We start from the raw sequence: 17,865 nt of genomic DNA, 5'->3' as shown, positions 1-17,865 counted from the left end.
CTCTCAGCTGAAACAGACAGAGATCACATGCACCTTCTGATCTCAATGGCTCCAGATGTGGCACCGGTAAAGCTGATCAACACGTTAAAGACCGGGCTTTCACGAGAGGTTCATTTAAGATACAAAGAGCATATCGAAAAGTACCTCTGGGGTGATTCACCATTCTGGAGTGCCAGTTATTTCTGCGCTACTACCGGTTCCGTATCCATGGGAGCCGTCAAAAAATACATAGAAGAACAGCGCACTGATGACCATCGAAGAAAATATGAGAAATCTGGAAAATATGTTAAAGCAAAGCGTTGAAGACGGGCGATTCATCCCCGACCGACATCGTCGGAAGGGGGGTTCTCGCTAATTATTCATAAAATTTCGATATTCCTTCCTATGATTCATTAACCAGCTTACCCGTCATATGCTCAGGAATTAACCCCAAGCACTGAACATTACGGAAAGAATTCTTTATCTCCTGCTCCAGATAAGCCTGATCATCGGTAAACTTCCTGGTAAGTTCAGAGCAGATCCGAAGAGCGACCTCCTCATCTTCTACCAAATGAATTCTTCCAAATGTGATCACGCTTGTAATGTTCAGAGCCCAATCGCCTTCCTTGCGGTAGCCTTCATTATAAACACAGTAGCTTGCCTTATCGCAGGCCTTGATTGCATCTATCTTATGCCCTTCCTTTGCTCCGTGGAAATAGATTTTTCCATCCTCTTCGCAATACCAATGATCAATCGGGATTCCATATGGATATCCATCATCTCCTATCAGAGAAAGAACCCCTCTCTTAGTACTCTTTAATATCTCTATGCATTCAGCCTCAGAGATCTGCTGCTTAAATCTTCTCATTTTTCTAAACATTGTAAACACCTCAATCTTTCGCCAAAATCTTAAGTCCCGCTATTCCAACTACAATCAGGATAACACAGATAACCTGCGGAACAAACACTTTCTCATGGAAAAGAAATACTCCAAGTAAGGTCGTTCCCACAATTCCCATGCCGGTCCACATAGCATATGCAGTTCCCAGCGGAAGCTGTTTCAATGCAATAGCCAGAAAAACTGCGCTGGCAATATAGCCTACTCCTGCAATAATCGAAGGCATCAGCACTGAAAACCCATTCGACATTTTCATTGCTACTGCCCATGTAAAGAGTACATCATCATTCAAGTGCGCAAACATCGGAGCAAACTTACCAAGCTGATCTCTTCCTGCTGTCTGTACAATTTTCTCGCTCATTGCGTTTTACCTCACTTTCCAATTTTCTGGTCTCCGGTAGACCATACATGTTTCTTTGAAGCATCACTTCTCTTATTCTGTGCCATAACACCTGCAAGCGGATGTGGCACATATGGCTCTTCGAGATACTTCAGTTCATCATCCGTAAGTTTAATGTCCACAGCCTTTGCTGCACCTTCTATATGATGGAGCTTGGTCGCACCTACCACAGGCGACGCCACTTTTGTAAGGAGCCAAGCCAGTGATATTTCCGTCATAGTCACGCCATGTTTCTCAGCCAGCTCTGCCACACGACCTATGATCACAGCATCCTTATCCGCTGTAGCATCATACTTAAACTTAGCATAGGTATCCTCAACAGCTCTTTTTGTATCACCCTCACCCGGCTTTCTGGAAAGTCTTCCGCTTGCCAATGCACTATAAGGAGTCAGTGCGATATTTTCTTCTTCACAATACGGCACCATCTCACGCTCTTCTTCACGGAAGATCAGATTATAATGCCCCTGGATCGAAACAAACTTTGCAAAGTCTTCTTTTTCTGCCAGAGCATTAGCCTTTGCAATCTGCCATGCGAAGCAGTTTGAAATGCCAATATATCTTGCCTTGCCTGCTTTCACGATACGGTTCAGTCCATCCATGATATCGTAAATATCCGTATTCCAGTCCCACATGTGGTAGATATACAGATCCACATAGTCCATCCCAAGATTTTGAAGGCTTGTGTTTATCATATTTTCTATATGCTGCTGTCCGGTAACTCCTTTTTCAATTTCTTCGGGTGTCCTTGGTAGAAATTTTGTTGCTACAACCACATCCTCGCGATTTGCAAAATCTCTAAGTGCTCGTCCTACATACTGCTCACTTGTTCCGCTCTGATAAGCGATTGCAGTATCATAGAAATTAACTCCAAGGTCAAGACCTCTCTTTATAATCTCTCTGGAATGCTCTTCGTCAATTGTCCAGCTGTGCTGTCCCCTCGTCGCATCGCCAAATCCCATACAGCCCATGCATATACGGGATACATTTAATTCTGAATTTCCAAGTTTTGTATATTTCATTATCTGATTCCTCCGTTTGCCAATTAGTGTTTTTATTAGTCTGCCTCGCTTTATAAAAGCTTCAGCAGGCAGTTATTTGTTATCTCAAAAATGGACAGATATACATAGTCCACATTTGCCTGTTTCATGGCTTCCCTCTGTTTATCCGTTACTGCGGTATAAGGATAAATACCAAACATAAAAGGGAAGAATACATATATAAAATCCTGAATCTCCTGCACCGATTTCTCCGGACAGAACTTTGTGATTATCCTGCATACATTTTTCATAGACTCGCCATAAGCTACCTTAAAAGATGTAAGAAGTTCAGGTCTGCTGTTTTCCTCCATATCATAGTTATTCATGGAGAGAAGTTTTAGCAGTTGCTGCCTGTTTGCTATGGATGATGCAAGCTTGTTTGCAAGCTGCTCCTTGGAAAGCTTCTCATTTTCCTGAAGAATAGATTGTAATTCTTCATTCCAGCGAATGTACTCCCTCTCAAAAAGGGCCAAAAATATTTCCTCTTTTGTCTGGTAGTAGTTATATATTGTCGGTCTTGAGAAGGATGTTTCATTCCCGATTTCTTTAAGAGTGATATCTTTAAAGCTCATGGTCTGATACAGCTTCTCGCAGGCACTTATGATTTCTTCTTTTCTTGCTGCGGTTCTTTCCGGTGATCCTTTTGGCATATATCTGTCTCCTGATTTTTTATTCTGACTTCGTGTCAATATAAATCATAATCATTTTCTGACACCGTGTCAATATATTTTTAAAATAAAAAAAATCAGGTTCCATCCAGTATGATGAAAACCTGATTATATTCAAAAAGTTAATGTTTATTTATGCTGCCTGCTTGGTAACTGCATGAGAGTCCTTTGAGAATTTCTTTACAAAGAAGCCAAACACGTTACGAACAAATGGTCCTGCAAAGAAAAGCTGCCAGCAAAGAGCCATAGGGAAATTAAGGGCTGTAGTATGAATCCATACTGCCACAAGTTCTTTTCCTGCATCCTTAAAGAGCAGTGTCGCTGCAAAGCTCATAAGCGGGCACATAAGGCATACAGACATGGCTGATATAGCAAGAATCATCATGATCATTGAATCCTTACCTGGGGTCACAAATCTAAAAGCAAGCTTCTGAGCAAGCTTTCCTACAAATAAAAGTTCTAAAGCTATGGCAATAGGCCACATAATCAGCATTTCTTTAAATGCCGCTAAAAAAACAAAGTTCTGCATTCCTCCCACATTAAGGGCTATATTGTAGCAGATCATTGCATAGACCATGACAAACGCCATGAAAATAGTGAAAATAACATCCTGAAACTTATTCTGTGGTAACACGTTAAGGTTCTCCTTTCATAAAACAAGGAAGACTTAAGCGTGTTGTTCGTTAGCGCCCTCTGCGGGTGTACGTTTCCAATGTTACCAGCTTTTACATCTTCTATACTATATTCAACAGGTTGTGATTATATCAGAAAATATCCTGGCATGTAATACCAAATTTTACTTATGGAAGATTTAACACGAACCATTGGTTGATATGCCACAAATGCAGCATTTATGCGTGACTCTATCATGGGTTGAGTCTGTTTCAGTACTACTATTATTCAAGCTTTATCCATTCAATAGATGTATTTTCCTTTGAATATTCATCCACAAGAGCATTGAACTCCTCTTCTGTAATGACATCGAACTTCTCTATATTCTCAAGGTAGTCCTGTGGCGGATTCTCCTGCATATAAAACTCTGGTGCGCCGGACTCAGCCCAATCATCGTAGTAGTTTACAAACGCCATGACAACCTTAGCTTCTCCTTGATCATCAATTTCTGACACAACATACATCTTACGGCCTTCATGACCTGTATCTCCACTGACAAACTGATTCTTGTCATTTATGAAAGTAACTCCGGAGGATCCAAGATTCTCCACATTCGCTGACTGGATCTTATTGTCCTTATACTCGATGATGTCATAAATCCAATATCCAAAAGAGCGGACAATCAGCTCATTTATGCCATCCCCATTCATGTCAAAGAGAGCATATTCCATATCAGGCTCTCCCACAGCCCAGAAGGTCTCGCCGTTTGCATCAGCTTCATTCCCCTTCAGATACTCCATAAAATGTGCATCAGCATCGCTTTCCTTACCCACTGTTGACGGAAGCTCAATAGTTGTGGGCTCATCTGCACCACCGATTATTTCTGCATCATCTGTCTTTTTTGCGCCGCAGGCTGTCACACCAAATGCAATCACCAGTGACATCGCAACTAATATAGATCTTTTCATGATCAATCCTCCTCAAATATCGAATAGTCCCTCTCAAAAAGAACCTCTAACATCTGCTTTTTCAGCAGTTCTTTATCTACGCTCTCCATCAGGTACTTCTTACGGTACATCTTGCTCTTATCTGAACCCTATTGTTGTATTTTGATGCAAGCATCCATTAGCAATCTTACTATATTCCAGGAGATAAAAAAATGCCATGTAACGGCATTTTTTCGAAACATGGCATATAAGCTCAGATATAACTTACTGTCTCTGATAACTCCTTTCTGCTGTTATGATTATCAAGTGGCCCTGCTCCTTCTGCAGCATAGCCGAGATCAAGAAGCATCAGAATCTCCTCGTTCTCTGGAAGGCCAAGGTCCTCCGCAAGTGCTTCCGGATCAAAGAAATTGAGCCAGCAGCTGTCAATGCCTTCATTTGCTGCAGCAAGCATAAGATGTGTTGCTACGATAGAAGCATCCTCAATACCGGAATCTCTTTTGCCACCCGGGTATGTAAATACATTACTCTTATCATAAGCTACAACAAGTACTGTCGGAGCACCATAGCGACAAGGCGTTGCCTTATCGATCTTAGCCAAATTTTCTTCTGACTCAACAACATAGATATGCTGCTCTTGAAGGTTTTTGGCTGTCGGTGCAAGACGACCTGCTTCAAGGATCTCACCCAGTCTTGCTCTGTCCACCTTTCTCTCACTGTACTTCTTACATGAATAGCGGTTCTTTACTACATCTTTAAATTCCATCTTTTATTCCTCCTCTTCCCATCCTTTGCAAACATCACACCAGCCCTGAGTCTCAGTAATCTCTTCAAGCTCATCGGGAGTTATCTTGACAGACGTAAACTCATTGCCTGCGGCCGGATGAACATATTCAAATCGCTTCATAGAAACATCAAGCCATATCGGAATCTCTGCAGGTACTGCAAACGGACACACTCCTCCCGGCTGAAATCCAGTTATATCTTCCACCTGGTCCCTCGGGATCATGTGGGGCTTAGTATGGAAAACAGATTTGAACTTGGAGCTGTTTACTTTGCCATCACCAGCCATTACAACAATAATCCTTACTTTTCCCTATTCACAGCCTGTAAAAACGCTGTGCTCACAACCAGGTAAATAATGTAAGTGATCAGTGTTCCAAAGCATATATCAGAAAGAAAATGGTTTGTCATATGAATTCTGTTATAGCCGTAAAGCACAACAAAGCATGCTGCAATCACAAAACAGACAATATTCTTTTTCTTTGAACGTTTTTTAAGAACATCCGAGAGCATTGGCAGCGAAAACATCATGCTTGCTATTGTCATATTTCCGCTGGGCCAGCTCTTATAACTGTCATTTGATCCGGCGAGATTAGGAATCATCTGCCACCAGTTCCTGAATTCCGACATAGGGTCATCAAGGGTTATCAGGTACTTATATCTTGGTCTTGATGCTACCTGCTTGAGCCAGAGGTTTGTATTATCGGCTACAATCCCGGCTACCAGAATAGCTGCACCTGTCATTATCAACTTGTCCGGACTCACATCATCAAATACACGATAGCAGACAAATGGCACCCAGGCATACAGTACTACCCAGAATCCCCAGCTTACTACTGATAAAAGCGGTGATGCATCTCCCGCTGTATATCCAAACAGCTCTCTTACCTTTGATCCGTTGTAATTATTGCTGTAGTAAACAGCCATAAAGTATGAGATCAGCATTATTGTCCAAGCCAGCATTTTAAATCTGTCGCCCTTTTTCATGAGCCCCTTAAAGATACACATCCCAGCTGCAGGATATAAGCAATAGGAAAAATAAGAACCATAAGTAGCAAAAAAGGTTCCAATGTCAGTCTTGTTCGCCAGTGCTACGTTAATACTGTAATCAAAAATAGAGCCCACTATAATCCCTAAAATACAAACTACTATCACAAGATACGCACAAATCCTTGGAACAGCCATAACTTTCTTGTTATCCATTCGTCTTATCTCCTCCGATGCTTTATATACCTTCCCTTATTTTTCCTTCTCCGATTGAATTCAGTTGCTCCACTTGATCTTCCATATATTCTCTATGTACAGCTCCGAATACCAGTGAAGAAAGAGCAGGAAGAAAGATAACTATATCCCAATCATTCTGTCCAATCCAGAACCATAAGAATCTTAAGCAGTTCTGCGAAGCTGACTATTTCCTGAACAGTTGTATATTCCTCAGTTGTATGTATGTTATACATAGGACCGTATATATTAAGACCGTCCATCCCGTGTTTTATCAGAGAATTTATATCACTTCCGCCATAGGACTTCTTCGCCAATGTTTCCCTCCCCTGCTTCCCTAAAGCTCTTTTATACCTATCCAAAGCACTTCCCGCCCGGGCTTCGGGATCTTTCCTGTATACGGTGATTCTTTCTTTTTTATCTATGCAAAGCTCTGCACCTGCTCTATTCGCTTCTTCTGAAAAAATGTTTTCTACTAAGTCTATTGTCCGATGTGCATCTTCATGGACACCGCTTCTTATCTCACCTTTTATAAAACAGTTTTCCGGAACAGCGTTGGTAACACTTCCGCCTTCTATTATTCCGATATTCAGCGTGGTGTGATCATCAGCCCACCCCTGCTTTATTCTGCTGATTGCAGCAGCTGCTACTGCTATTGCATTTATTCCCTTTTCAGGCTCATAACCTGCGTGAGAGGCCTTGCCCTTTATATGTACTTCGAATGAAATGAGGGTTGGTTCGCAGGATGAATAGACTCCGTATTCTCCGCTGCAGTCAGGAGCAAAAGCTATCCTGGAACGAATCTTTGAATAATCAAGAGCTGCACTTCCAAGACCGTAAACCTCTTCTGCCACTGTAAACAGAAACTCTATTGGCGGATGATCCAGCTCTTGCTCCAAGACTTCAGTGTATGCCTCGATAATACCTGCTATACCAACCCTGTCATCTGCCCCCAGGACAGTAGTATGGTCACTTGTGATGGTTCCATCATCATTTAGTATGATCTTTTTATTATTACCCGGAGCTACGGTGTCCATATGTGCACAGAACAGAATAGGCTCAGAATCTGCATACTTTCCCCGCCCCTCCGCAAATCCATATAGATTTCCGCAGTTACCTCCAATCTTACCGGCTGTATCATCCTCGCAAAGCTTTATTCCCAGCTTTTGAAACTCCGCCACAAGATAGTCAGCAACCATCCGTTCATTAAATGATTCTCCGTCTACCAACGCAAGTTCTATAAATCTGTCTATTACTCTCTTGTCATTCTGTTTCATAGATTAATCTTTCTAATTGCTATTAAAAAATATTATTTTGCAGGCAGTTCATGTTTTGGCAACCGTTTGGGAAATGGTCCTTCTACTGTACATGGAACCCCAACCCTGTCCAACTCTTCCCGCAGTAGATTGATATATTTATCAGTGTTAATCAGCTGCATAAAGCCAACAAAAATCTTGTCTGCCATAGCTGTTATTTCTACTGTAAAATGCCCCTCGATGATAAATACATAAAACTCAACGTAATCGGCAAGTTCTCCCCAGTCCATCTGTCCTGTGTAGTTTGCTATAAAACTACCATGCTGGGCATCTTTACCTGTAGCAAGGCTATTGTCTGCCATATACTTTCTTTTTGCTTTAAGCCCATGCTCCCTGTCCACCGCTTCATACAGCTCAAACAGCTTTCTTACCTGCTCATGGCTGACAGACGGATCAGTCTGGAGGATCATCTGCCCTCTGGTTCTTGTCCCTAATTTCTCCAGATCTCCCTTCAGGTCATCCCTGTCATAATCCACATACACGTGACTCAAGAAGTCGCAGTGTGTATTGGGAAGTCCCACGCTGTCGCGCATATTATGCGCAGCTTCTGCTACTATCACTCTGTCCTTTTCAGGGAACACTCTGTCCAAAGCCCTTGCAAAAATAATAAAGAAAAAGGACAACACGCTGGAATCATTAGCCTTTATGACTTTCAGAAGATCATTTTGATCAACTGTAAGAACCGTATAATTTGGTTTTCTTTTAAATGGATTAAAAAGCCCGTTAAGATAGTCCAGACCAAGAACAGGCGCCTTCTGGAACTTTCTCTTATAGACTGGCGCTTCTGTTGTCAACATATCCATCGTGGGTTCTGATGTTTCCCCTGGGAGCAGATCGTCATCCGGTTTTCTGACTTCCGGTGCATATGGTTCCACGTTATATTTTTCTTTGACATACTCATACACATTTGTCATAACCCACGGAAGAAATCCCTTTCCACCGCACATTGTATGACTTATGTTAAAAAAAATATCATTCCCCGAACAATCCACAAAAATAAGGTGGTTGTTTACTGCATCACTACCAACCTTAGGCATTTTCTCTGCTGTAGGCATAACAACTATTCTCTTATCATTCGGTACAAGAACGTATCCACCGTCCTCATCAACAGAAACTCTTACAGCGAAGTAAGGATAGCGCCTGATAGCAGTATTTACCGCCTGCTCAAGGACATCAATATCCACAGGCTCCTTCATTCTTACATGGATGCGAACAGTATGTGCAAAGCGCTTTTCGCTCTGATAAAGTCTGTAGGTGTCAACACTGTATTTCATACCTTATATCCCCTCCTGTTGCTTACTTTTGTTCCCGATTCAGATTTTAAATATCTTCCCTAATTGTACTATATTCCGATTTTTGATAATCTAAAAAATACATAAATAATGCATTGCTACAAAAAAAGATGTACACGAAAGTCATAATTTCCATGTACATCTTTTTCATTTGAAGTCATCTGAATATTTCGGGCTGTGAGCCCACCTAGTTCGCAATTGAGCCCCCACCTATTCACACAATAGCACCACTATAATTTCACAAAATTCAATTCACACTTCAGCACCACTATATATCGTCAAGTGGAACTATCTTTCCGGATATGGGTATCAGAGCATCATAAGAGTAATTTGTCTTATTGTTATGCCTGATCTCGACCTCTGTGTTGGTGCCAAGTCGCTCATCCACTGCTTCCTTAACATCCTTGGTAATGGCTTCTTTGAATTCTTCAAAATCCATAAGTTCTTCCTCTCTTCTTTTATTGAGCCATCTGTTTTCGGGCAAAATAAAAGCGCCAGACCCACAACTGCTTTCGCAGTCATGAGCTGACGCTCTAAATTTCCCGTATTCAATTATGCGCATAAGAAAGACAAGGAAGCTTGGCTCTTACCTGCTCCCTTGTCCACTATAATAATATCATCCCTAAAAACAGCCTGCAATGGACAAAACGTCGCAATTCGTCGCAAAACCGGGACAATCCGTCGCATTTTGTCGCAAAACGTCGCAAAATGTCGCAGGGCTAATCAACCATCCCTCTATAATCAACATAAAGGGTCCCAATAGAATATAGGTCTGCTGCAATATCTCTTTCAATGTACTCAAACAACCAGTCAATCATCAGATGATTAGTTATTCCACCTATAACCCCTGTATCAATACGATACTTTTCACCTTTGTAGTATACATCTGAACACGCCCATTTTATTGGGCAGTAATAAGTCACCGGTCCCTTTAATACATTCTCTGCCCTTTCTCTCCATTTAGGAATAAATGCTCGGATCTCCTTTGGGACATTTTCTGCATTCTCACTGACCATAATAGGCTCTTTACACCATTCTTCATGGTCCATCCAAACAATATCGGCATTGTCATCAAGCCAATTTATGTGCCGCTGCACTGATAACCTTCTATCTGCAGGTTTCCAATCATGACTACCACGTACGATCATAGGCCACCTCCTTACATCAGCCTCTTATAAATATCCAGCATACTCTCCATCTGATACTTAAGAAGCCACGCAGCATTGTTATACTCAGTAGTGCCTTTTATTATTTTCAGCAACTCAGGGTAGTACTCTTCTGTTTCTTTAATCATTCTGTAGATTCTCTCACGACTTAAGCCCCAGGACATCGTAGTAAGGTTGTTACATCTATCCATGCACTTTATCAGTGCAGCCTTAGGATTGCCGGCGATTGCTTTGTAATAAGGTTTTATTATTGCTTCACGATTCTTATCATTGGTTTTTTCACAAGTGAGCAGCTTCACAAGCTCTTTTACCTCGTCATCTACTGGCAGATCATCCAGTTTGGAAGAGCAATCCTCCACCACATCATGAAGAAGGCAGGCAGCTATCACTGCATCATCCCTTATGTCCATCGCCAGTGCATGGCAAGCCAAATTGAGCGGATGATAAATGTATGGAGTTGAAGAACGCTTACGCTTTTGTCCTTCGTGAGCATCTACTGCATAATCGACAGCTTTCAAGGTATTAGCAAGTTTAAAATTCCTGGAAGTTGTCTTCACATAGGTTTTCATATGCTTCCAGTCATAGATAACTTCCTTGGTTTTGAATGTGTTGCTCTTTTCTTCAGCAATAGCTGACACTGATACATCAAAGAATTCTGCCAGCTTGATCAGCTTGTCTGTATCCGGCTTGTACTCATCTCTTTCCCAGGAAGAAATAGCCTGAAAAGTTATTCCCAATGCATCCGCCACTTGATTCTGCGTGAGTTTTCTATCTTCCCTAAGGCTTTTGATATTTGATCCTATACTCATTTGATTCCTCCATAAGTTGCTTTGGTAAAAGAGATCTCTTCCTTACATCTTCATATTATTGCCGAATCCACCTTAATTCTAGCGAGTACAGATTTATGTTTCAAGAAATAATTCAAGTTAAACTTGAGTCCTTTGAACCATCAAACCATCATTTTTCATCCTCAGACAAATACTTCATATAGAAATTCATAACTGTTTTCATCTCATCTCTTTCAGATAGCTTAAACTTTCCGTGATTAATGTAATGCGAGTCATCTACCCAGGTCATAAAACATGTATCATTATCATCATCGACCCTTACTGTATAAAGTCTAACCCTGCCAAGCTCCACATCATGACATATGTACATTCTTATAATGTCGCCAGAATGTAATGGTGCAGGCATATGAATCCGCATTATTCCAGCTATATTTCCTACGATAATTGCATCAACATCAAAATCTTTTTCAGTATATGGGCACGTGTAACCATGGACATCAGCATTTATCCTTCGATACATCTCCAAAATCAGATAGTGTTTCTTTATTAGAATTGTGTTTACAAAGTCCGTAGCCTTATCCGAATACATATATTCCGGGATAATCTCATATTCAATTGTATGTCTATCTCTCTGAGTATCCATCATAAGCTTGCCTCCTTTTTCATCCAAAGAATGTGTTAATCTGTTCAACAGCTCCGTTTATATCCTTCTTAAGATCTTCATATCCTTCCTTTAAGCTACCGTCATGATTTATATACAGCCTTCTGTTTATTTCGATCATTATAGTCTGGACTCTTCTATCCTTCCTGTAATACTTGAAAGGAACAATCGCTCCAGCAAAAGGACTGTTGATTGCTACAGAATATCCAGACTTTCTGAAGAAACATTTCAGTTCTTTCTCCAGTTCTCTGGTTGTATGGTATGAATCTGTTCCTATGCATATATCCGGCCGGTCTTTACGCTGATCATTCTCATATGGCAAAGGAGTTTCAAAGAATGAATGACCATCGATGATAATGCATTTTCCATGTGTATTCAGTTTATCTTCTACAAGACTTTCAAATATCCCATGGTATTTATCGTAGTATGTCTGTAAAATTCTCTCCTTATGAACAGGATCCACCTTTCGGAGCAATGACATGACAGAGCACCTAGTATATACTGCTCCCATTCCCTTCTCTGACATGATTTCTTCATCATCATTCCTAAACCTTTCAAAGTCGCATACAAGTCTGGAAACAGGAAATGTAAGCATCTCATGCCCTGTATCAAAAAGATCATCGCAGCAATGGTCTGTCATAGCTACAAGCTCTCTAATAAGCTTGGGCTTTTCAAAGAATTGCATTTCTTCTTCAGGGATATAAAGTGATGAATGTGGTACGTTAATAACAATTGGGGATTTTTTCTGCATAGACGCCTCCTTATCTACTATAAAGAGGCAGCAAAAGACATCTTTCCCGTTGGTGAACCAACAAAAAAAGACCCATCGTCTCGATGAGTCCCTACTACGAAGTAGTCTGCACCCATCGATCAAGCTTTGGCACCTTACCACCAGTATTCGTGGCAGGTTGTCGTGCGGTCATAGGGCTTGTCCCTCGCGCACTCTTCATAGGTTTCTTATTTAATTTGAATATAGCATTTCATTGCTCTACATTCAATTTATTATTTCTATCATTTGTATTACTTTTTTGTTAATCCGGTGGTTTACTCTAAAGAGGCAACTTCTTCATGATTCTCATCATAAATCGTCAATCTGCAATGCAAATTATTGATATCCTTTTGCAAAAGAAAAAGCCAGGAGATGAGCTGCTTCCCTGCTGCTCATTTCTTGGCGCATTATAACAATATCACACTGAAAATCGGCTTTCAACGCAAAAACCATGCAAATTTCATGCATCTTGGTGACGTTTGGGCATTTTTAGTGACGTTTGGTAGGCAGGATATCCGCTATATTTAAGCACGATAATATTCGGATATAGCTTACTATCCAATCAGCTTTTCAACATGCTTCTCCTCATACTTTTCGAAGGCAATACCATATGCTGATCACTTTCCAAATAATTCAGTAGCCTTTTTCATTCTGTCAGCAATTGGAACTCCAAATGGACATCTGGGTTCACATTGCTTACATCCTATACATTCAGAAGCCGTATTGCCAAGTTGCATATAATGTGATTTTACTGATTCTGGCACTTCTGTCTGCATAGTAGCCAAATCATAATACTTATTGATCATAGCAATATCAAGCTTGGCAACGCATGGTTTACAGTGACCACAGTATGTACACTCACCTCTATAGGAATGTAATGGCGCACCACTAAGTACCGATGCATAATCTTTTTCTTCATCAGTTGCGCTTTCATAGGATATTGCTTCATCAACCTGCTCCTTTGTATCATATCCGCAGAGAATAGATGATACCCCCGGACGCGTTAAAGCATAATGAATACACTGTATAGGAGTAAGAGCTACACCAAACGGTGATCTCTTTTCATCAAAGAGTCGTCCTCCGGCAAAGCCTTTCATAACAGTGATTCCCACATTATACTCTTCGCAAAGTTTATATAAATCTGCTCTCTCTGTATTAATTCCTGCAAGCTGATTATCATAATGATAGTTCTCTTCCAACAGTTCACCCAAATCCTGACCGGAAGGAAGCATATCAAAAGCAGGATTAACACTAAACAGAAGCATTTCTATAAGGCCTGATTTTACAGCTAAAGCAGCTGTCTTTGGATCATGAGAGCTCATTCCAATATGACGAATCACCCCTTTTTCCTTCATCTCCATAACATACTGCAGGAAATCTGAATTCTGAAGATATTCCAAGTCTTCCACTGTATCCACAAAATGAATCATTCCGATATCTATATAGTCAGTCTGAAGTCTTGTAAGAAGATCCTCAAACGCAGGTTTAACAAACTTCATATCTCTTGTACGAACATACTGGCCATTTTGCCATGTGGAGCCAAAATGGCCCTGCACATACCACTTCTCTCTATTACCAGTCATTGCCTTTCCAATGATATCTCTTGACTTAGGATCAGGCATCCAACAGTCAATAATATTGATACCTTTTTCACTGGCATATTTCATTAATTCAATAGATTCTTCTTCCTGATGACGCTCCAACCACTCTCCGCCAAATCCTATTTCACTTACTTTTAATCCTGTTTTTCCAAGTACTCTATAATTCATATTTACGTCTCCTTCCAGATAGGATACTTATTTTTATCTTCATCAGTAATTTTCCTTATAACCTTACATGGATTTCCAGCTGCAATAACTCCATCGGGAATATCTCGATTTACCACACTACCTGCCCCAATAACTGTGTTGCTTCCAATAGTAACACCCGGCAAAACAGACACCTGCGTTCCTATCCATACATTATCTCCTACAGTGATTGGAAGAGCTATTTCCAATCCTTTATTTCGTTGATCTGCATCTAATGGATGGCCTGCACATATTAAATTCATGGCACAGATCTGCGCACTTTTCACGCATTTTTAAAATATCTGTTTCGTAGTTGGCATCATATAAAAAACCGGCCTGTGCTTTTTCCCATTCTGTCATTTTATTATCCTTTCACAGTTAAAACATGATTCTTCTATGGAACATTGTACTGAAATTAAAAAACAACAACTATATCTGAAATAGCAACCAAGCTAGCTTCTCCGCTTATTTTTATTCTTCCATTCTCAAGCAGTTTGCAGTATAGATGCCCACCTCTTTTTGATGCTTGGTAAGCATGAATCTCGGTTTTTCCTAATTCTTTTGACCAGAAACCAGCTATCTGGCAATGCGCAGAACCGCACACGGGGTCTTCCGGAACCAAGAGTTTAGGAAAGAAACTCCTCGATACACAGTCTGTATCTTTTCCCTTTGCCGTAACATTCTGTCCACGCCCGGGCAGCCCGGCAAGTTTAGCTTGATCCGGCTGCATGTTCCGGATCTGCTCCTCAGATTCAAAAATACATACAAGATCAGGTCCCAGTATAGCCTTAACGGGTCTTTCTCCAAATGCACTTTCCATTTCATCCGTCACTGGTATCTCCTGCTGCTTATATGTAGGAAAATCCATCTCATAGAGTTTACCTTTTCTAGCAATTGTTAGTTTTCCGCTGAGAGTATTTAATTCTATTACATCCTTATTCTGCTCAAAGTAATTAAAAATTACAAAAGAAGATGCCAGAGTAGCATGTCCGCATAGTTCCACCTCTGATCTCGGAGTAAACCATCTGAGGTGATAACCCTGTTCCTCCTTGACAATAAACGCTGTCTCGCTCAGATTATTCTCCATAGCCAATTTCATCATGAAGTCTTCTTTCGGCCATTTATCCATTACACATACAGCCGCCGGATTTCCAGAAAAGGGCTTATCTGTAAAAGCATCAACAATATACTGCTTCATTGCTCGTCTCCTTATTCGATAATGCCTGAATATTATATTACCATCAGCAGCGTCCCCGCTCCGATCAGGATGCATCCCATAATTGACTTTGCAGTAAACTGCTCATGCAGGAACACAAATGCCAGAACCAGAGTGATCACCACGCTGAGTTTGTCTATAGGTACTACTTTAGAAGCTTCTCCCAACTGTAATGCTTTGTAATAACATAACCACGAAGCACCCGTAGCCAGACCTGAGAGAATAAGAAATATCCAGCTTCTTTTGCCGATCGTCGATACCCCGCTCTGTGCATGAGTTATGAATACCATAATCCAGGCCATTCCAACCACTACCACGGTTCGGATGGCCGTAGCCAGATTAGAATCCACTCCTTCGATTCCTATCTTAGCCAATATTGAGGTTAATGCGGCAAATACTGCAGATAACAGTGCAAATATGATCCACATATATCTAAAACCTCCCCATCTATATTTCATTCCGACAATTAAAGTTTCAAAATAATAAATTCTGATTGAACTTAATATCGCATCATCCCGACATACTTGGATTCAACTGTCCATAAAGAACTATTCTTTCTTCTGCCTTCTCCGAATCAAGAATACAATATATGCTCCAATTGCTACACCGATTGTGTTTAAGATCAAGTCATCAACATCCGTATGTCTTCCGAGACAAAAGAGCTGAGTCACTTCGATAAGTAGAGTAAACCCAGCACCTGCAAATATGGTTTTTCTAATCGTATCTAGTCTGCTAAAACAAATCGGCCATACAATCCCAACCGGTATGAACATTGTGATATTCCCAATAATGTTCATCTTCCAACCATCATACCGGTCTACAAGAAAATAAAATGGAATGAAACTGGTCATATCACGGATATCATCTCCAAAGCCTACCTTTAATGTCGGTATCTTTCCATTCTCAAGATGGAGTCCGAAGTATACAAATCTGCAAATAACAACAATACACACATAAACCAAAAGCTGCCGACATTCATGCTTTACTGAAAATGTCTTCGATTTCATCGTTATGATACATCGAGTAATTATCCATATTATTGTTATAAATAGAAAAAGTTGAAAGTATGTGATCTCAATCATTTTCTCCGTGATCCTTATAACTCGGATTGTTGTCGTAAATATAACTGGAAGATAATTCTTAATCATTTATCATCATATATCTGTTTCCATCATCTCGATATACTTTATAGCCAAGCCTTTCGTATGTAGTATTCTCTGTATTCCTTCTTAAAGTCAAATGCCATGGTGTTATCTCCCATAAAAACTTGAATTTGTCACTCTGACAAGCTTAAAGTGATTCTGTAAACTATCTTTCAATTATTCGCAATACATACATATAGTTCCATTAGATAGCTTAAATCCATTCTTTTCATAAAATTTAGCCGCTGGCGCATACTCGCTTGTATAAAGAACTATTCCAGCAAGTCCGTTATCTTTACTGTAATCTTTAACAGCATCTAATAATTGCTTGCCTATTCCTTGACCTTGTCGCTCAGGAAGTACTGCCATCTCATTAATATAAATCTCTTCTTTGTTGCCTGAAATCTTACGAAGTGCGAATATACACCCTAGTACTTCTTTATTTTCCTCATATACAAATCCCACAAATCTTCTCTGTTCAAAAAAATCCTGAAGATATTCTGTGGCATTTTCTGTCGTCCAATCTATTCCCCAATATTCCATCGGAAATGCTTTTGTATAAATCGAACCACATTGTGTTAGATCACTGTTTTTAATAATTCTAATCATTGTACTACCCCACTACCAAACTTCGATTTGCGCCTTAGCACGATATTTTCAAAGATTATTCTCTTTTCATTACCATCCTCTGTCCGTCCTTACACAAACCCAGCTGCAAAATGTACTCATAAAACTCCTGCGGATAAATGTCCCTGTACTTGGCATAATCTTCTGATGTTTTGCCCCAGTCAAAGGGCCTTCCTTTATCAATATCCTGAATTATCATCAGCCTTCTCCAGCATCATCACATCATAACAGAGATGAACTACCTCCACCGACTCTGCGTCGGAAGAGGTTTCTGTTATGCCGCAGAGCGGCATGAACCTTTGGGATGCTTAACGCATCCCAAAGAACAGGGCATGTCCACTATACCCCTATCCCATTGGGTTACCTTTGGGAATACTTTTCTTAAGATATTGGCAGCTCCGTTTATGTCTGCATTTGTTATTGTCCCATCGTAGTGCCTGTAAAGTCCACGTTTTATCCTTTTTCCGGAAAAAACATAGTCAGCATTACTTCCCTTTTTATACACAGGGATTGCATCCATCGCAAGAAAATCCGCTTTGGATGTATAGCTCTCTTC

At 40.5% G+C, this 17,865-nt stretch carries 23 protein-coding genes, 3 pseudogenes and 1 riboswitch; of the genes and pseudogenes, 1 reads left to right on the top strand and 25 read right to left on the bottom strand.

Annotated features, from left to right (window positions below; all coding sequences use genetic code 11):
- A partial coding sequence (gene tnpA, locus G610_RS21165) for an IS200/IS605 family transposase (protein ID WP_035797693.1) occupies positions 1-303 on the top strand: 303 nt, incomplete at its 5' end.
- A gap of 79 nt (positions 304-382) precedes the next feature.
- On the opposite strand, the gene G610_RS0114865 is transcribed toward tnpA, so the two are convergent.
- The 25 genes and pseudogenes from G610_RS0114865 to G610_RS23340 all read right to left on the bottom strand — a co-directional run.
- Positions 383-859 carry a pyridoxamine 5'-phosphate oxidase family protein gene (locus tag G610_RS0114865; protein WP_026525406.1) on the bottom strand — a complete coding sequence of 159 codons (477 nt, stop codon included), beginning with the start codon at positions 857-859 and terminating at the stop codon, positions 383-385.
- 10 nt (positions 860-869) lie between these two features.
- Positions 870-1,238, bottom strand: a complete 369-nt coding sequence (locus G610_RS0114860; RefSeq protein ID WP_330368161.1) for a multidrug efflux SMR transporter — start codon at positions 1,236-1,238, stop codon at positions 870-872.
- Between the two features lie 11 nt (positions 1,239-1,249).
- The gene (locus tag G610_RS0114855; protein WP_026525404.1) at positions 1,250-2,296 is read right to left on the bottom strand and encodes an aldo/keto reductase; all 1,047 of its coding nucleotides are present in this window, start codon (positions 2,294-2,296) and stop codon (positions 1,250-1,252) included.
- Between the two features lie 50 nt (positions 2,297-2,346).
- Positions 2,347-2,964, bottom strand: a complete 618-nt coding sequence (locus G610_RS0114850; RefSeq protein ID WP_026525403.1) for a TetR family transcriptional regulator — start codon at positions 2,962-2,964, stop codon at positions 2,347-2,349.
- 151 nt (positions 2,965-3,115) lie between these two features.
- On the bottom strand, positions 3,116-3,616 hold the full coding sequence (locus G610_RS0114845; RefSeq protein ID WP_026525402.1) for a DUF2798 domain-containing protein: 501 nt from the start codon (positions 3,614-3,616) through the stop codon (positions 3,116-3,118).
- Between the two features lie 262 nt (positions 3,617-3,878).
- Positions 3,879-4,562, bottom strand: a complete 684-nt coding sequence (locus tag G610_RS0114840; RefSeq protein WP_026525401.1) for a hypothetical protein — start codon at positions 4,560-4,562, stop codon at positions 3,879-3,881.
- Positions 4,563-4,794: 232 nt separating this feature from the next.
- Positions 4,795-5,307: a nitroreductase family protein gene (locus G610_RS0114830; RefSeq protein ID WP_026525400.1), complete on the bottom strand. Its 513-nt coding sequence runs from the start codon at positions 5,305-5,307 to the stop codon at positions 4,795-4,797.
- Positions 5,308-5,310: 3 nt separating this feature from the next.
- Positions 5,311-5,613: a YbaK/EbsC family protein gene (locus G610_RS21160; RefSeq protein ID WP_081667508.1), complete on the bottom strand. Its 303-nt coding sequence runs from the start codon at positions 5,611-5,613 to the stop codon at positions 5,311-5,313.
- Positions 5,614-5,627: 14 nt separating this feature from the next.
- Entirely contained in the window at positions 5,628-6,527 is a 900-nt protein-coding gene (locus G610_RS0114820; protein ID WP_026525399.1) for a phosphatase PAP2 family protein, read from the bottom strand.
- Between the two features lie 152 nt (positions 6,528-6,679).
- Entirely contained in the window at positions 6,680-7,822 is a 1,143-nt protein-coding gene (locus G610_RS0114815) for a M20/M25/M40 family metallo-hydrolase (RefSeq protein WP_026525398.1), read from the bottom strand.
- Between the two features lie 32 nt (positions 7,823-7,854).
- A complete protein-coding gene (locus G610_RS0114810; RefSeq protein WP_026525397.1) occupies positions 7,855-9,135 on the bottom strand; it encodes a hypothetical protein in 1,281 nt (426 codons plus the stop codon).
- A gap of 286 nt (positions 9,136-9,421) precedes the next feature.
- Complete coding sequence (locus G610_RS23170) at positions 9,422-9,592, bottom strand: hypothetical protein (protein WP_155831045.1); 171 nt, start codon at positions 9,590-9,592, stop codon at positions 9,422-9,424.
- Between the two features lie 280 nt (positions 9,593-9,872).
- A complete protein-coding gene (locus tag G610_RS0114800) occupies positions 9,873-10,301 on the bottom strand; it encodes a hypothetical protein (protein ID WP_026525395.1) in 429 nt (142 codons plus the stop codon).
- A gap of 11 nt (positions 10,302-10,312) precedes the next feature.
- Positions 10,313-11,128 carry a helix-turn-helix domain-containing protein gene (locus G610_RS22370; RefSeq protein WP_051198035.1) on the bottom strand — a complete coding sequence of 272 codons (816 nt, stop codon included), beginning with the start codon at positions 11,126-11,128 and terminating at the stop codon, positions 10,313-10,315.
- A 148-nt stretch (positions 11,129-11,276) separates the two neighbouring features.
- Complete coding sequence (locus G610_RS0114790) at positions 11,277-11,753, bottom strand: hypothetical protein (RefSeq protein ID WP_026525394.1); 477 nt, start codon at positions 11,751-11,753, stop codon at positions 11,277-11,279.
- A 16-nt stretch (positions 11,754-11,769) separates the two neighbouring features.
- Entirely contained in the window at positions 11,770-12,519 is a 750-nt protein-coding gene (locus G610_RS21150; protein ID WP_051198034.1) for an N-formylglutamate amidohydrolase, read from the bottom strand.
- Positions 12,520-12,628: 109 nt separating this feature from the next.
- A riboswitch (SAM riboswitch) is annotated at positions 12,629-12,723 on the bottom strand.
- Positions 12,724-13,154: 431 nt separating this feature from the next.
- Positions 13,155-14,306 (bottom strand): aldo/keto reductase, encoded by a 1,152-nt coding sequence (locus G610_RS0114775; protein WP_026525393.1) that lies wholly within the window; start codon positions 14,304-14,306, stop codon positions 13,155-13,157.
- Positions 14,307-14,308: 2 nt separating this feature from the next.
- A pseudogene (locus G610_RS21145) lies at positions 14,309-14,572 on the bottom strand (DapH/DapD/GlmU-related protein); the annotation flags it as partial.
- Positions 14,538-14,684 carry a maltose acetyltransferase domain-containing protein gene (locus G610_RS23960; RefSeq protein WP_242829662.1) on the bottom strand — a complete coding sequence of 49 codons (147 nt, stop codon included), beginning with the start codon at positions 14,682-14,684 and terminating at the stop codon, positions 14,538-14,540. The gene G610_RS23960 and the pseudogene G610_RS21145, both read right to left, overlap by 35 nt.
- Before the next feature lie 55 nt (positions 14,685-14,739).
- Entirely contained in the window at positions 14,740-15,522 is a 783-nt protein-coding gene (locus G610_RS0114765; protein WP_026525392.1) for a PhzF family phenazine biosynthesis protein, read from the bottom strand.
- Between the two features lie 32 nt (positions 15,523-15,554).
- The gene (locus G610_RS0114760; RefSeq protein ID WP_026525391.1) at positions 15,555-15,968 is read right to left on the bottom strand and encodes an EamA family transporter; all 414 of its coding nucleotides are present in this window, start codon (positions 15,966-15,968) and stop codon (positions 15,555-15,557) included.
- Positions 15,969-16,088: 120 nt separating this feature from the next.
- Positions 16,089-16,547: a VanZ family protein gene (locus G610_RS0114755; RefSeq protein ID WP_242829661.1), complete on the bottom strand. Its 459-nt coding sequence runs from the start codon at positions 16,545-16,547 to the stop codon at positions 16,089-16,091.
- A gap of 312 nt (positions 16,548-16,859) precedes the next feature.
- Positions 16,860-17,291, bottom strand: coding sequence for a GNAT family N-acetyltransferase (locus G610_RS0114745; RefSeq protein WP_026525389.1), 432 nt, complete (start codon positions 17,289-17,291; stop codon positions 16,860-16,862).
- Between the two features lie 70 nt (positions 17,292-17,361).
- A pseudogene (locus tag G610_RS22770) lies at positions 17,362-17,508 on the bottom strand (class I SAM-dependent methyltransferase); the annotation flags it as partial.
- Positions 17,509-17,583: 75 nt separating this feature from the next.
- Positions 17,584-17,865 (bottom strand): annotated as a pseudogene (locus G610_RS23340) (RNA-guided endonuclease InsQ/TnpB family protein); the annotation flags it as partial.

It is taken from the genome of Butyrivibrio sp. MB2005 (genome assembly GCF_000424285.1).
GTDB lineage: Bacteria > Bacillota > Clostridia > Lachnospirales > Lachnospiraceae > Butyrivibrio.
This window is presented reverse-complemented; position numbering and strand designations above follow the sequence as displayed.

What these genes read in the sequence shown, in the direction of transcription:
- G610_RS0114865 (WP_026525406.1), bottom strand. Translation starts at nt 859, where the DNA reads ATGTTTAGAAAAATGAGAAGATTTAAGCAGCAGATCTCTGAGGCTGAA.
- G610_RS0114860 (WP_330368161.1), bottom strand. Translation starts at nt 1,238, where the DNA reads ATGAGCGAGAAAATTGTACAGACAGCAGGAAGAGATCAGCTTGGTAAG.
- G610_RS0114855 (WP_026525404.1), bottom strand. Translation starts at nt 2,296, where the DNA reads ATGAAATATACAAAACTTGGAAATTCAGAATTAAATGTATCCCGTATA.
- G610_RS0114850 (WP_026525403.1), bottom strand. Translation starts at nt 2,964, where the DNA reads ATGCCAAAAGGATCACCGGAAAGAACCGCAGCAAGAAAAGAAGAAATC.
- G610_RS0114840 (WP_026525401.1), bottom strand. Translation starts at nt 4,562, where the DNA reads ATGAAAAGATCTATATTAGTTGCGATGTCACTGGTGATTGCATTTGGT.
- G610_RS0114830 (WP_026525400.1), bottom strand. Translation starts at nt 5,307, where the DNA reads ATGGAATTTAAAGATGTAGTAAAGAACCGCTATTCATGTAAGAAGTAC.
- G610_RS21160 (WP_081667508.1), bottom strand. Translation starts at nt 5,613, where the DNA reads ATGGCTGGTGATGGCAAAGTAAACAGCTCCAAGTTCAAATCTGTTTTC.
- G610_RS0114820 (WP_026525399.1), bottom strand. Translation starts at nt 6,527, where the DNA reads ATGGATAACAAGAAAGTTATGGCTGTTCCAAGGATTTGTGCGTATCTT.
- G610_RS0114815 (WP_026525398.1), bottom strand. Translation starts at nt 7,822, where the DNA reads ATGAAACAGAATGACAAGAGAGTAATAGACAGATTTATAGAACTTGCG.
- G610_RS0114810 (WP_026525397.1), bottom strand. Translation starts at nt 9,135, where the DNA reads ATGAAATACAGTGTTGACACCTACAGACTTTATCAGAGCGAAAAGCGC.
- G610_RS23170 (WP_155831045.1), bottom strand. Translation starts at nt 9,592, where the DNA reads ATGGATTTTGAAGAATTCAAAGAAGCCATTACCAAGGATGTTAAGGAA.
- G610_RS0114800 (WP_026525395.1), bottom strand. Translation starts at nt 10,301, where the DNA reads ATGATCGTACGTGGTAGTCATGATTGGAAACCTGCAGATAGAAGGTTA.
- G610_RS22370 (WP_051198035.1), bottom strand. Translation starts at nt 11,128, where the DNA reads ATGAGTATAGGATCAAATATCAAAAGCCTTAGGGAAGATAGAAAACTC.
- G610_RS0114790 (WP_026525394.1), bottom strand. Translation starts at nt 11,753, where the DNA reads ATGATGGATACTCAGAGAGATAGACATACAATTGAATATGAGATTATC.
- G610_RS21150 (WP_051198034.1), bottom strand. Translation starts at nt 12,519, where the DNA reads ATGCAGAAAAAATCCCCAATTGTTATTAACGTACCACATTCATCACTT.
- G610_RS0114775 (WP_026525393.1), bottom strand. Translation starts at nt 14,306, where the DNA reads ATGAATTATAGAGTACTTGGAAAAACAGGATTAAAAGTAAGTGAAATA.
- G610_RS23960 (WP_242829662.1), bottom strand. Translation starts at nt 14,684, where the DNA reads ATGACAGAATGGGAAAAAGCACAGGCCGGTTTTTTATATGATGCCAAC.
- G610_RS0114765 (WP_026525392.1), bottom strand. Translation starts at nt 15,522, where the DNA reads ATGAAGCAGTATATTGTTGATGCTTTTACAGATAAGCCCTTTTCTGGA.
- G610_RS0114760 (WP_026525391.1), bottom strand. Translation starts at nt 15,968, where the DNA reads ATGTGGATCATATTTGCACTGTTATCTGCAGTATTTGCCGCATTAACC.
- G610_RS0114755 (WP_242829661.1), bottom strand. Translation starts at nt 16,547, where the DNA reads ATGAAATCGAAGACATTTTCAGTAAAGCATGAATGTCGGCAGCTTTTG.
- G610_RS0114745 (WP_026525389.1), bottom strand. Translation starts at nt 17,291, where the DNA reads ATGATTAGAATTATTAAAAACAGTGATCTAACACAATGTGGTTCGATT.